11 protein-coding genes are annotated in these 12,928 nt (G+C 63.6%); 8 read left to right on the top strand and 3 right to left on the bottom strand.

The window, feature by feature from the left end:
* Window positions 1–24: 24 nt before the first annotated feature.
* A complete protein-coding gene (sbcB, locus tag VCJ09_RS05185; protein WP_324733409.1) occupies window positions 25–1,455 on the bottom strand; it encodes an exodeoxyribonuclease I in 1,431 nt (476 codons plus the stop codon).
* 158 nt (window positions 1,456–1,613) lie between these two features.
* Here sbcB and VCJ09_RS05180 point away from each other — a divergent pair, with 158 nt between their 5' ends.
* The 7 genes from VCJ09_RS05180 (at window position 1,614) to VCJ09_RS05150 (ending at window position 9,524) form a co-directional block, all read left to right on the top strand.
* Window positions 1,614–2,360 carry an RDD family protein gene (locus tag VCJ09_RS05180; RefSeq protein WP_324733408.1) on the top strand — a complete coding sequence of 249 codons (747 nt, stop codon included), beginning with the start codon at window positions 1,614–1,616 and terminating at the stop codon, window positions 2,358–2,360.
* Window positions 2,357–3,337: a stage II sporulation protein M gene (locus VCJ09_RS05175; protein ID WP_324733407.1), complete on the top strand. Its 981-nt coding sequence runs from the start codon at window positions 2,357–2,359 to the stop codon at window positions 3,335–3,337. Before VCJ09_RS05180 ends, VCJ09_RS05175 begins: the two co-directional genes overlap by 4 nt.
* The gene (locus VCJ09_RS05170) at window positions 3,324–4,901 is read left to right on the top strand and encodes a DUF4129 domain-containing protein (protein WP_324733406.1); all 1,578 of its coding nucleotides are present in this window, start codon (window positions 3,324–3,326) and stop codon (window positions 4,899–4,901) included. Before VCJ09_RS05175 ends, VCJ09_RS05170 begins: the two co-directional genes overlap by 14 nt.
* On the top strand, window positions 4,898–6,091 hold the full coding sequence (locus tag VCJ09_RS05165; RefSeq protein WP_324733405.1) for a DUF4350 domain-containing protein: 1,194 nt from the start codon (window positions 4,898–4,900) through the stop codon (window positions 6,089–6,091). The genes VCJ09_RS05170 and VCJ09_RS05165 overlap by 4 nt, the downstream gene beginning before the upstream one ends.
* Window positions 6,088–7,119: an AAA family ATPase gene (locus tag VCJ09_RS05160; RefSeq protein ID WP_407693007.1), complete on the top strand. Its 1,032-nt coding sequence runs from the start codon at window positions 6,088–6,090 to the stop codon at window positions 7,117–7,119. The genes VCJ09_RS05165 and VCJ09_RS05160 overlap by 4 nt, the downstream gene beginning before the upstream one ends.
* Window positions 7,120–7,144: 25 nt before the next feature.
* Complete coding sequence (locus tag VCJ09_RS05155) at window positions 7,145–8,476, top strand: DUF58 domain-containing protein (RefSeq protein WP_324733404.1); 1,332 nt, start codon at window positions 7,145–7,147, stop codon at window positions 8,474–8,476.
* 103 nt (window positions 8,477–8,579) lie between these two features.
* Window positions 8,580–9,524: an IS1595 family transposase gene (locus tag VCJ09_RS05150; RefSeq protein ID WP_324733239.1), complete on the top strand. Its 945-nt coding sequence runs from the start codon at window positions 8,580–8,582 to the stop codon at window positions 9,522–9,524.
* Between the two features lie 241 nt (window positions 9,525–9,765).
* Here the strand turns inward: VCJ09_RS05150 and ltrA are convergent, their stop codons facing one another.
* Complete coding sequence (gene ltrA / locus VCJ09_RS05145; RefSeq protein WP_324733403.1) at window positions 9,766–11,187, bottom strand: group II intron reverse transcriptase/maturase; 1,422 nt, start codon at window positions 11,185–11,187, stop codon at window positions 9,766–9,768.
* Window positions 11,188–11,660: 473 nt separating this feature from the next.
* Entirely contained in the window at window positions 11,661–11,948 is a 288-nt protein-coding gene (locus VCJ09_RS05140) for a PA4642 family protein (protein ID WP_079200877.1), read from the bottom strand.
* A gap of 218 nt (window positions 11,949–12,166) precedes the next feature.
* Between VCJ09_RS05140 and VCJ09_RS05135 the strand changes: the two genes are divergently transcribed.
* Window positions 12,167–12,841, top strand: coding sequence for a GntR family transcriptional regulator (locus tag VCJ09_RS05135; RefSeq protein ID WP_324734597.1), 675 nt, complete (start codon window positions 12,167–12,169; stop codon window positions 12,839–12,841).
* The last annotated feature ends 87 nt before the right edge of the window (window positions 12,842–12,928 follow it).

The following is a 12,928-nucleotide window of genomic DNA, read 5'->3' as shown; positions in this document are numbered from 1 at the left end:
TAGCGCCTGACGCCTCACAGCCCATTACAAGGCATAGCGCAGACGCAATTGCTGCGCATAGTCACGCCACTCAGTGAGTATGGCCTGCTGCTTCGGCGTGGCCTGAGCGAATATTTCGCCGAGCGCCGTCTCAAAATTCGCCAAGGTATTGGGCGCGCCACACTCGGGCCGGGTTAACCGCTGCTGACAAAATATCACCCAGCGCTGCTGTTCTGCTGCGTCCAGGCTGGAAGAAAAGTTGCGCGCGCGATAACGAAATAATAATTCAGGTAAGCGCGCGTCATCGAGCGGCCAGACATTCTGGGCCAACTGTGCTGGATCGGCACTGCGCACCTGTTCGCATAAACGCCGGTCGCGATCACCGATAAAACCATCATATAGCTGTTGCTCGGGATCCTCGCTGGGCGCAAAACCTTCTTCGCCATATATCAGGGCGAGTTTGTCCTGCCATTGCGCCTGAGCGGCAACCAATTGATCGGCGTGCAGCAGAGGCTCGGTCATGTCCAACTGCAAACGCTGAATATCTTCGCCACGCAGCACATTCAACGGCGCCACCACCGGGCAACGGTTGATGTGCAGCAACTTCAAGGGTACCGGCAACTCACCCTCGCCCAGTTGCTCGCGCCGGGTATATAGGCGCCGACGCAAGGACTCGCCATCTTCCTCGAGCAATGGCGCCAGATCGGCGTGCAAGTCGCAGACGATAAGTGCGTTGCGATTGCGCGGATGCCAGGCCAGCGGCATCACCAAAGCCAGATAATGCCGCGCACCGGCGAAACGTCCGGAAATATGCACCAGGGGCTGTAACAACCGAACTTGGTCGAGCACCCGTTGCTTGCTGCGCAGTTGATAGAGGTAGTTGTACAGTTTTGGCTGCTTACTGCGAATCAGCCGAGCCAGTGCGATGGTCGCGCGCACATCGGACAGGGCGTCATGGGCCTGGCCATGCTCGATGCCGTTGGCCGCGGTCAGGCGCTCCAACTTGAGGCTGACGCGACCTTCTTCCTCCGGCCAGACGATGCCATCCGGGCGCAAGGCATAGGCCGCGCGCACCAGATCGATCAGGTCCCAGCGGCTGTTGCCTCCTTGCCACTCGCGGGCATAGGGGTCGAAAAAATTGCGGTACAGGGTGTAGCGGGTGACTTCATCGTCGAAGCGCAAGCTGTTGTAACCCACACTGCACGTGCCCGGCTGGACCATTTCGGCATGCACGCGGGCCATGAATTCGGCCTCGCTCAAGCCTTTTCCCGCCAACTGACTGGGCGTGATGCCGGTTATCAGGCAGGCGGCCGGATGCGGAAGAATATCGTCACTGGGCTGACAGTAGATGTTCAGCGGCTCGCCGATTTCATTGAGGTCTTCGTCGGTGCGAATCCCGGCGACTTGCAGCGGCCGGTCGCGGCGCGGATCGATACCGGTGGTTTCGTAGTCGTACCAGAACAGACTGGAGGTCACGGCGGCTTCCTATAGGCAGTGGGCGAATCCAGTCTAGCATTGCCCGCACGGCCATCCGGCAGGCACGGATTGCCGCCTCGAGCGCAGTTTGCATGCAGATTGGTTGCTTCGCCGCCTGTCGCTGGCTAGCATCGGGGTTTATTCAGCGCAGACCGCCGATGCCGCATTCCGCCACCTCGCCATCTCCGCGTCCGCCTCGACCACCCGTTCGGCAGCCAACTGCGTTGCTGGATACCCGCTACCAGGTGGAAACCCCGGAAGGTATCGATCTGCTCCTGCGTCCGGCAGGTGTAGTGCCGCGTGCCCTGGCCTTTACCATCGACCTGCTGATTCGCGGCCTGCTATTGCTGGTGACGTACGTCGTCCTCGGTCTGCTCGGCAAGTTCGGCATGGGCCTGGCGACCATCCTGCTGTTCCTGGTGACCTGGTGGTACATGGTGTTGTTCGAGGTGTTCAACCAGGGCCGCTCGCCCGGCAAGCAGATGCTCGGCCTGCGCGTGGTGCACGATGACGGCACCCCGGTCGGCTGGGCCGCTTCGCTGACCCGCAACCTGCTGCGCTTCGTCGATATCCTGCCGTTCGGCTACACCCTGGGTATTCTCAGCTGCCTCAATCACCCGGCGTTCAAGCGCCTCGGCGATATCGCCGCCGGCACCCTGGTGGTCTACCGCGACACCCTGCCCGCGCGCCCGAGCCTGCCGCAGGCCGAACCGCTGCATGCACCCTTCGCCCTCGACCTGGTCGAGCAACGGGCCTTGCTCGGATTTGCCGAGCGCGGCGCCAGCCTGTCCAGTGAACGCCGCACCGAGCTGGCGGCGATTCTTGCCGAGCCACTGCTGGTACCGCGCGAGCAGGCGGAACAGCGGATTAATGGCATCGCCCGCGGCCTGCTGGGGCCGACATGAAACAGAGCCTGTTCGAAAGCCGCCACCAAGCCGCCTGGCAAGCCTTCGCCGGACAACTCGACGCGCTCGAACGCGGCAAGACCGACAGCCAGCAGAGCAAGGGCTTCGCCGCCGCGTACCGACGCCTCTGTCAGCAACTGGCCCTGGCCCAGGCACGCGGCTACAGCAATCACTTGATCGAGCAGTTGCAGCATCTGGCACTACGCGGTCACCAGCAGTTCTATCGCCATCGCAGCCCGTTGGGCGCGCAGTTGATCGGTTTCCTACTCGCCGGTTTCCCCCGTTTGGTGCGGGCCGAATGGCGCTGCGTGCTAATCGCCAGCCTGGTGTTTTTCGGCAGCCTGTTGAGCATGGGAGTACTGGTCTATCTGTTCCCCGAGCTGCTCTACAGCCTGGTCGATCCGCAGCAAGTCGCGAGCATGGAGCAGATGTACGACCCCGATGCCCGGCGCCTCGGACGCTTCGGCGAACGCCACTCGGGCGACGACTGGCTGATGTTCGGCTACTACATCATGAACAACATTGGCATCGCCTTTCAGACCTTCGCCAGCGGCCTGCTGTTCGGCCTGGGCAGCCTGTTCTTCCTGCTGTTCAACGGCCTGATGATCGGCGCGGTGGCCGGCCACCTGACCCAGATCGGCTACGGCGAGACCTTCTGGTCGTTCGTCATCGGCCACGGCGCCTTCGAATTGACCGCCATCGCCCTGGCTGGCGGCGCCGGTATCAAGCTCGGCTGGGCACTGCTCGCGCCCGGTCGCCTGCCACGTAGCGAAGCCTTGCGCTTGGCCGCCGGGCGCAGCGTGCGCTTGGTCGGCGGGGTCATAGTATTTCTGCTTCTGGCCGCGTTTATCGAGGCCTACTGGTCGTCGATGACCTTCGCCGCGCCAACCGTCAAATATGCGGTTGGCGCAGGCCTGTGGCTGCTGGTGCTGAGCTATCTGCTGCTGGCCGGCCGAGGTGCCCATGCGCCTGACTGATGCCAGCGTGGCGATCCGCCCGCGCAGCCCCTGGGAAGCACTGGACCTAGGCGTGCTCCTGGCGCGCCGGCATGCCGGCCTGCTGATGGCCAGCTGGGCATTGGTCAGCCTGCCGATCTTCGCCCTGCTCTGCCTGTTGCTGTGGGACTACCCGGGCTGGGCGATATTCGCCTTCTGGTGGCTGAAACCGGCCTTCGAACGCCTGCCGCTGCATATCCTCGCGCGCGCCCTGTTCGGCGACACGCCAAGCCTCAAGCACGCGCTCAAAGCCCTGCCGGGCCTGCTCAAGCCACAACTGCTGGCCAGCCTGACCTGGCGCCGCTTCAGTCTCACGCGCAGCTTCGACCTGCCGGTTATGCAACTGGAAGGGCTGTCCGGCCAGGCACGCAGCCAGCGCCTGGTGGTACTGGGGCAACGCGATGCCGGCGCCGCGACCTGGTTGACCATAGTCGGCATGCACCTGGAAATGGCCCTGTGGTTGGGCCTGGCCAGCCTGTTCTACCTGCTGCTGCCGGCGCAGATCGAGCTGGACTGGAGCTGGCAGAGCCTGGCCAACGCGGCGGCCGGCGAATGGCTGTGGCTGGAGCACCTGTCCAACCTGCTGTATGTCCTGGTGCTGATCGCCTGGGAGCCGGTCTATGTCGCCTGCGGCTTTACCCTCTACCTGAATCGGCGCACCGCCCTGGAGGGCTGGGATATCGAACTGGTGTTCCGCCAACTGCGCCAACGCCTGACCGGCGTGGCCTATGCCCTGTTGCTCGGTTGCGGTCTGTTACTGCTGCAAGCCCCCCTGCCGGCCATGGCTGCCGAGATCGGCAGTTGCCCGCTGCCGGAGGCGGACCCCATCGGTCCCGAGGCCGCACGCCTGCTCAAACAACCGCTGAGCAGCCAGGCCGCCCAAGACAGCATCGGGCAACTGCTGGATCGGCCACCCTTTGAGCACCGCGAAACCGTCACCCGCTGGCGCTTCGGCGAGGAAGAGACCGCACAACCGAACGAAGAGCCGATCAGCGGCCTGCTGGAATTGCTCGAGAAATTCTTCAAGTTGGCCGAGTTCTGGAACAGCATCGACGCCGTCGCACTGTTTTTCGAGGCCCTGCTCTGGGCAGCCCTGCTCGGCCTGGTGGCGCTGCTGATCTGGCGCTATCGCCAATGGCTCGGCGCCTTCGCCGGGCGTATTGGCCTGGCTCAGCGCGCCGTAACGCCGCCCAGCAGCCAGCTATTCGGTCTGGAAGTGACCCCACAAAGCTTGCCGGCGGATGTCGCCGGCGAAGTCGAGCGGCTCTGGGCCGAGCAACCGCGCGCGGCCCTCGGCCTGCTCTATCGCGCCTTGCTCAGCCGCCTGCTGCACGACTATCACCTGCCCCTGCACAGCGCCCACACCGAGAGCGAAGTACTGCGCCTGGTTCAGGACCTGGATCAGGCCGAACTGAGCGACCTCAGCCAAACCCTGACCCTGCACTGGCAGAACCTCGCCTATGGCCATCGCCTGCCGCCGGATGATCTGCGCCAGGCGCTGTGCCAAGACTGGCGGCGCCTGTTCAATGACGGTGTGCGAGCATGAGCAGACGCCGCCAGTTCATCCTCGGCAGCGCGCTTGTGCTTGGCCTGGGCCTGCTCGGTCTCTATCTGCTGAGCCGCGCCCAGCCCTATCAAGAAACCGTCGAGCACGGCCCGGCACCCGAAGCGCAGACCAACCCATACCTGGCCGCCGAGCACTTTCTCCGCCAGCAGGACCTGCGGGTGCAGCGCGCCGATGACCTGCAGGTACTATCGACATTGCCCAGCGCCGGACAGACCCTGTTGCTGCTGGGCGACCGCCAACGCATGAGCCCACGCCAGGTCGCACGCCTGCGGGCCTGGGCGGCCAAGGGTGGGCACCTGGTGTTCGTTGCCGAACGCCTGTGGGATGAGGATGAGGGCAAAAGCGGTGACCTGCTGCTCGATAGCCTGGGCCTGCAGCAGTACCAGAGCGACGATCTCGACGAGCCTGAGAACGAGATCGAGGAACCCACGCCAGAGGCAGACGATGCCACGGCCAAGGCCTACCCCGAGCTGACCCAGCTTTACCTGGAAAACGAGCAAGCGCCGGCCTACTTCAGTTTCGATACCGGCTTTCATCTCTACGATGCGCAAAATCGCGCGCATGCCTGGGCCAACAGCGCTGCGGCGACCCACCTGGTCCAGCTCTATCATGGCGACGGTCTGATCAGCGTGCTGAGCGACAGCTGGATCTGGCAGAACGACAAGATCGCCGATTACGACAATGCCTGGCTGCTCTGGTACCTGAGTCAGGACAGCGCCGTGACCCTGCTCTACCACGCCGATCGCGACAACCTGCTCAGCCTGCTGTTGCGCTACTTCCCCCAGGCCTTGCTGGCCCTGGCCCTGCTGGTCGGCCTCGGCTTGTGGCGCGTCGGTATGCGTGAGGGCCCGCTGCAAGCGCCGGCCAGCCCGAATCGCCGGCAATTGCAGGAACACCTGCGCGGCAGTGCCGATTTCCTCCTCCGCCGCGGCGGCCAACACAGCCTGCTGCAGGGTTTGCAACAGGACATCCAGCGCCGTGCGCGTCGCCGTCATCCCGGCTTCGAACGCCTCGGCGTGACCGATCAATGGCAGGTGCTGGGGCGCCTGACCCGCTTGCCCAGCCGCGCCATCAGCCAAGCCATGGGGCCGCTACCTAAGCAGCGTCTGTCCGCCGTCGATTTCACCCGCCAGGTCGCCCACCTGCAAACACTCAGGAATGCCCTATGAGCGAACACATGCCCGAACAGCTGAGCCCGCCCGCTGCAGCCGCACCCCAAACGCCGAGCAGCCCGGCGCAACAGCGCCAGCGCGCCAGCCAACTGGCCCAGGCTCTGCGCCTGGAGTTGCACAAGGCGCTGATCGGCCAGAACGCCGTGGTCGACGATGTGCTCACCGCCCTGATCGCCGGTGGCCACGTACTGATCGAGGGCGTCCCCGGCCTGGGCAAGACCCTGCTGGTACGTGCCCTCGCGCGCTGCTTCGGTGGCGAATTCACCCGCATCCAGTTCACCCCGGACCTGATGCCCAGCGACGTCACCGGCCACGCCGTATACGACCTGCAAAGCGAGCAGTTCAAGCTGCGCAAGGGCCCGGTGTTCACCAACCTGCTGCTGGCCGACGAGATCAATCGCGCCCCGGCCAAGACCCAGGCGGCCCTGCTGGAAGTCATGCAGGAGCGTCAGGTCACCCTCGAAGGGCGCGCCCTGGCGGTGCCGCTGCCGTTCATGGTGCTGGCCACGCAGAACCCGATCGAGCAGGAAGGCACCTACCCACTGCCCGAAGCCGAGCTGGACCGTTTCATGCTCAAGCTGCGCATGGACTACCCCGAGCAGGCCGAAGAACTGAACATGGTGCGTCAGGTCACCCGTTCGACCCGCGCCGACATGCTCGACGTCACCCCCTTGCGCGCCCTGCTGCAAGCCAAGGATCTGCTGGCCATCCAGAAGATCGCCAGCGACCTGCCGCTCGACGAACAGGTGCTCGATTATGCCGTGCGCCTGGCCCGCGCCACCCGCACCTGGCCAGGACTGATTCTCGGCGCCGGGCCACGCGCCTCGATCGCCCTGGTGCGTGGCGCCCGCGCCCGCGCCCTGTTGCGCGGCGGCGACTTCGTCCTGCCGGATGACATCAAGAGCTGCGCCCTGGCGGTACTGCGCCACCGTGTGCGCTTGGCGCCGGAGCTGGATATCGAAGGCCTGGAAGTCGACCAGGTGCTCCAGCAGTTGCTCGACCAGGTCCCGGCGCCGCGTCTATGAACCGCTCTACCCAGGGTGCTGGCGCATGAAGCCCGCGCGCGCGTTGCTGATTCTGCTCGGCGTCCTGCTCGGCCTGGCCATTGTGCTCGGCACCTTGCAGGCACTGGCAGTCGAGGTGCCGCAAAGCCTGCAGGCGCTCTGGTGGGGGCTGCTGCTGGCACTGACCGGCGCGGCGCTGGTCGATGCCCTGCGCTTGGGAAAATTGCCCTCGCCACGTCTCGAGCGCCAGCTGCCAGGCAATCTGCCGCTGGGCCGCTGGAGCGAGGTGCAGCTGACTCTGCACCACGCCTATGCCCAGCCCGTGGCGCTGGAGGTGTTCGATCATGTGGCCGACGGCATGGCCTTCGAGCACCTGCCGCAACGTATCGATCTGCACCCGGGCGAACAGACCCAATTCGCCTACCGCGTGCGGCCGCTGCTCCGCGGGCACTTCCATTTCGACCAATGTGAAATCAGCCTGCCCAGCCCGCTGCGCCTGTGGCAGGCTCGCCGCTATCTGGCGTTGCCCGGAGAAACCCGGGTCTACCCGGACTTCGCCCGCCTGCATGGCGCGCAACTGATGGCGGTCGACGACTGGCTCAGCCAGCTTGGCGTGCGCCAGCGCCCGCGGCGCGGCCTCGGCTTGGAGTTTCACCAGTTGCGCGAATTCCGTGACGGCGACAGCCTGCGCCAGATCGACTGGAAAGCCACCGCCCGCAAGCGCACGCCGATCGCCCGGGAGTTCCAGGACGAGCGCGGCCAACAGATCATTTTTCTGCTCGACTGCGGCCGCCGTATGCGCAGCCAGGATGGCGAACTGGCGCACTTCGACCACGCCCTCAATGCCTGCCTGCTGCTCAGCTATGTGGCGCTGCGCCAGGGCGATGCGGTGGGCCTGGCAACCTTTGCCGGGGAACAGCAGCGCTTCCTCGCGCCAGTCAAAGGCTCGGCGCAACTCAATGTGCTACTGAATGCCGTGTACGACCTGAGCAGCACCCTGCAGCCGGCCGACTTCGCCGCTGCGGCCGACGCCCTGCTCGCCCGCCAGCGGCGCCGCGCCCTGGTGGTGCTGGTCACCAACCTGCGCGACGAAGACGATCAGGAGTTGCTCGCTGCAGTCAAACGCATCGGCCGCCAGCACCGCGTACTGATCGCCAGCCTGCGCGAAGAGGTGCTCGACAGCCTGCGCCACACACCGGTCGAGGATCTGGCAACAGCCCTGAGCTACTGCGGCACGGTCGACTACCTCAACGACCGCGCCGGCCTGCACGAACGTCTGGCCGTGCACAACGTGCCGGTACTCGACGCCCGGCCCAGCGAACTGGGCCCGCAGTTGGTCAGCCGCTATCTGGCCTGGAAGAAGGCCGGGGTGTTGTAGTCCCCGCGCCCCAAAAGGCTACCTGATTACGTACCAAGCTCAGTTGCTTCATTGAAACCCCCTGCTACGGTTAACTGTATGAATAACCAGTAGTAGGTGTCCCATGGCCCGTAATCAGGTTCAATTCCAGCCCGGTCTTTCGCTCACTAACTTCCTTAAGCGCTACGCAACCGAGGAGCAGTGTCGCGAAGCGCTCTTCAAGCTACGTTGGCCAGCCGGTTTCATCTGCCCCGAGTGTGGCCATCAGGGCGCCTGCTGCCAATTGGCGCGGCGGCTGTATCAGTGCAACCGCTGCCATCATCAGGCCTCGCTGACCGCGCGGACGATTTTTGACAGTACCAAGCTCCCTCTGACCACCTGGTTCCTGGCGATCTACCTGCTGACTCAACGCAAGAACAGCTTGTCGGCCTTGCAGCTCTCGCGTGAACTGGGCGTGAGCTACAACACGGCCTGGCAGCTCAAGCACAAGATCATGCAGGTGATGTTCGAGCGTGAACGGAACACGGTGCTCAGTGGCCGCATTGAAGTCGATGATGCCTATCTCGGTGGTGAGCGGCCGGGAAAGCGCGGTCGCGGCTCGGAGAACAAGGTTCCCTTCATCGCGGCGGTGCAGACCAGCGCAGAAGGTCACCCTCAGTATTTGCAGATACGCCGTGTACGGGCCTTCACGCTCAAGGCGATCGGCAGTTACGCGCAGCAGTCGGTGGCGCCGGGAAGCACCGTATTCAGCGACGGTCTTGCATGTTTCCGGGCTTTCGATGCGCGGGAGTGCCAGCATTTGCCCATCGTGACAGGGAGTGGTCGGGCCAGTGCCCAGCATCCGACCTTCAAGTGGGTCAACACCCTGCTGGGCAACGTCAAAAACGCCCTGACCGGGACTTTCCATGCGTTCGATCTCAAGCATGCTCCGCGCTATCTGGCCGAGTTCGAGTACCGCTTCAACCGGCGCTTCGACCTTGGTGCCATGATAGAGCGGTTCAGCTATGCCGCACTGAGGACACCGCCTATGCCTTACCGGCTCCTCAAGCTGGCTGAGGTTTATGCGTAATCAGGAAAGGCTATATCCCCGTTAGATGTTGAGCTAGCCGCAGTCTCGTGGGAGCGGCTGGGCGGCACCCCGCTTTAGCCGCGAAGTTTTGTTGCTGTATCGACGGTTTTCGCGGATAAATCCGCTCTCACAAACGCCCTGTATCTCTTGCAACACGTACAGGGACATAGATCGAGTAGGAGGAGGCCTCACGGCCTCCGTCCTCTCACACCACCGTACGTACGGTTCCGTATACGGCGGTTCAGGCTATGCGGCTAAGCCGGTTGATCGTATCCAGTATTGAGACCAGCCCAAGCCGATCCCACAGCTTCTTTGGCAGCGCCTGATTCATATGCGATGCCCCTGAGTTCCACCATGGCCCCCGACCGTTGACTGCCGATTTCCAGGCGCGCACTTCACTGAGTCCTAAACGCATCAGGTTACGCGCCCTCGTAAAGGGCCGTTTCCATTGTCGCCAGATTACACAGCGAAGTTTATGGCACACCCAGCCATCAAGCTCTTCGAGCGGTCGTTTGCTTTGGCTCAGTTTGAAGTACCCGCTCCAGCCTCGTAGTACCGGATTTAATCGCTCGATGACATGCGCCATCTTGCGTCCCCGGTTGCTACGCAGAAGCGTTCTGAGTCGGTCGCGCAGGCGACGCAGGCTCATGGTTGCCACTCTCAGTCTCGGCTGCTGGTGCCAGCTCATCCCATAGCCCAGGTAGTCGCAGATCCAGGGGCGTGCCACTCGGCTCTTTTCCCGATTCAGCGTCAGTTTCAGCCGCCGGTTCAGGACGCGCTCAACGCTGGCCATTACGCGCACACCGGCTCGCTGGCTGCGCACATAGATGTTCGCGTCATCGGCATAGCGTACGAAGCGATGGCCCCGCTTTGTCAGCTCGCGATCGAGTTCGTTGAGCAGGATGTTCGACAGCAACGGCGAGAGCGGGCCGCCTTGCGGCGCCCCTTCCTGCCGGCGGCTGGTGACCCCGCCCGACATCACCCCGGCCTCGAGATAACGGCGAATCAGCCTGAGCACTCGCTTGTCTTCAACCTGGCGCTGCACATGGGCCATCAATACATCGTGGTTGACCCGATCGAAGAACTTCTCCAGATCGAGTTCCACGCACCAGCGGTGGCCTGCCGCCACATGGGCACGGGCTGTTTCGATGGCTTGGTGGGCGCTTCTGCCCGGACGAAAGCCGTAGCTGTAGTCCGAGAACAGCGAGTCGAAGATCGGCGTGAGCTGTTGCAACAGAGCCTGTTGGATCAGGCGATCCACGACGCTGGGGATACCCAGCTGTCTTGTGCCGCCTTTGGGCTTGGGGATGTCAACGGCGCGCACACCTTGCGGGTGATACTCGCCGGCCAGCAACCTCGCCTTGAGGGTTGGCCAATACTGTTTCACGTAGCCCGCCAATTCGTAGACCGTCATGCCATCGGCACCCGGCGCACCCTTGTTGCTGACCACGCGGCGATACGCACGTTTGAGGTTGGCAGGTGCAAGCACCCGCTCCATCAGCGTGTCCGGCTCCGCGTTCGTCCACGCCACAGACGCCGTCGATGCTTGCGCCCTGTCAGCCGTCATCCTCGGATACCGTCCGGGACCTGGGGTAACAGTTTTCTCTTGGAGAATATTCTGCGTTTCAACATTCGACGAGACTCTGACGCCTACTGGCGGCATAACCTGTTCGGCCCTTGGTGGCGCGGTTATTCACCACTTATTACGGCGTCGGCTGACTTCTGCACGCTCATCCCGACGCCTCGCGGCGCTCGGTAGCACACTGGCAAACATGCAGATCTCCCAGGGTAATTCGCGCGACCTTCCTGCTTATGCCTGTCGGATCTACGTCGCAGCGTTCCGTGCAAGTATTGGGCTTTGACGGTATGGGCCGTCTCACCCCGCTGCGCCGCCTCTATCCGCTTCCTGTTCGTCAGGCCAGCATTTTGCCTCGGGCTTCCTTCAGATTCGCAGTCACCCACGACACCCTTGCCTCTGGCTAACACTTCCCCTTGCCGGGTGTGTAGAGGACTTGCACCTCCAAGTCACCAGCGTGGCCACCACAGCCAAACTGGTTGCGCTTGCGCGCAACGCGCCATGCCTGGCGCACCCACAAAAAAGCCCGCGAACGAGCGGGCTTTTTGCGACCAAGATGATCAACCGCGCGCGGCCTTGATCACCTCGATATAGGGTTCGGCAAAGCGCTGTTCCTGGACCAGGGCGATGAAGTCGCGACCCTGGGCATCCTTGGCCTCGAGGTCGTAACCAGCTTCGACGAAGAAGCCGACGAACCGCGTGAAATCGTCGACGCGCAGGCCGCGATAGGCCTTGATCAGTTTATGCAACGACGGCGGCGTGGCGTCAGCCGGCTCCACGGCGAGGAACAGCTTGATCGGCTCATCACCAATCTCTTCGCCAATCACCTGTTTCTTGTCTTTACGCATTGTTCACTCCAACTCGGCTGGCCACACGGGGCCGGCAGTGTACCTCTGGCGAACCTAGTGGCTCAACGCATCAACCGATTAAGCAGAGGAGCAATAGCTGGGCAGACTCACTGATTCATGCCGCGGCGAACGGGCTACGCGTAAGCAGGCGCGGCTCGCCCGACTCATCGTATACAATATTCACCAACACTAACTAACCGGGGGCCACTCCCTTGCCATTGCCCACCTTCACCGCCCCCAACCTCGGCGTCACCCCGACCGCCTCGGAAGTCATCACCAAGCACCTACGCGACGCAATCATCGGCGGCCATTTCGCCGAGAATGAGCCGGTCCGCCAGGACGACATCGCGCGAATCTTCAATGTCAGCAAGATTCCGGTGCGCGAAGCGCTCAAGCGCTTGGAGGCCGAAGGACTGGTGCAATTCCAGCGCAACAAGGGCGCGGTGGTGACCAAGATCTCCGAGCCGGAACTGGCGCAGATCTTCGAGGTGCGGGTGCTGCTGGAAGTCCAGGCGATTCGCCTGGCCGTGCCAAACATGACCGCGGCGACCTTCGTCCGCGCCGAACGCATCTGCGAGGAGTTCATCGGCGAGACCGACATCGGCCGCTGGGCCGAGCTGAACTGGGCACTGCACGCCTGCCTCTACGAACCGGCGCAGCGGCCCTTCCTGCTCAACCTGATTCGCTCCATCCACGACAAGGTGGAACGCTACCTGCGCATGCAGATGAGCCTGTCCGCAGGCAAGGACCGCGCCGACCACGAGCACCGTGAGATCCTCACGGCCTGCCGTGCGGGCGATGCCGACAAGGCCGCCGAACTGATCGAACAACACATCATCGGCGTCTGCCGCACCCTCTATGAGCACCTGCCCAATCGCCTGACGCCGAACTGACCGGGCTGCGCACTACAACGACAGTGCGCAATTGCACTGGGGCCGTCCTCGTTTATGACTGGGGCAGCCTTCTGGCGGACCGGCGGC

Source organism: Pseudomonas paeninsulae (assembly GCF_035621475.1).
GTDB classification, from domain to species: domain Bacteria; phylum Pseudomonadota; class Gammaproteobacteria; order Pseudomonadales; family Pseudomonadaceae; genus Aquipseudomonas; species Aquipseudomonas paeninsulae.
Note: the sequence above shows the minus strand (reverse complement) of the source record. Positions and strands in the feature narration are given on the sequence as shown.

Coding starts and splice junctions, on each gene's coding strand:
- VCJ09_RS05180 (WP_324733408.1), top strand. CDS start 1,614: ATGCCGCATTCCGCCACCTCGCCATCTCCGCGTCCGCCTCGACCACCC.
- VCJ09_RS05160 (WP_407693007.1), top strand. CDS start 6,088: ATGAGCGAACACATGCCCGAACAGCTGAGCCCGCCCGCTGCAGCCGCA.
- VCJ09_RS05165 (WP_324733405.1), top strand. CDS start 4,898: ATGAGCAGACGCCGCCAGTTCATCCTCGGCAGCGCGCTTGTGCTTGGC.
- VCJ09_RS05150 (WP_324733239.1), top strand. CDS start 8,580: ATGGCCCGTAATCAGGTTCAATTCCAGCCCGGTCTTTCGCTCACTAAC.
- ltrA (WP_324733403.1), bottom strand. CDS start 11,187: ATGCCGCCAGTAGGCGTCAGAGTCTCGTCGAATGTTGAAACGCAGAAT.
- VCJ09_RS05175 (WP_324733407.1), top strand. CDS start 2,357: ATGAAACAGAGCCTGTTCGAAAGCCGCCACCAAGCCGCCTGGCAAGCC.
- VCJ09_RS05170 (WP_324733406.1), top strand. CDS start 3,324: ATGCGCCTGACTGATGCCAGCGTGGCGATCCGCCCGCGCAGCCCCTGG.
- VCJ09_RS05155 (WP_324733404.1), top strand. CDS start 7,145: ATGAAGCCCGCGCGCGCGTTGCTGATTCTGCTCGGCGTCCTGCTCGGC.
- VCJ09_RS05140 (WP_079200877.1), bottom strand. CDS start 11,948: ATGCGTAAAGACAAGAAACAGGTGATTGGCGAAGAGATTGGTGATGAG.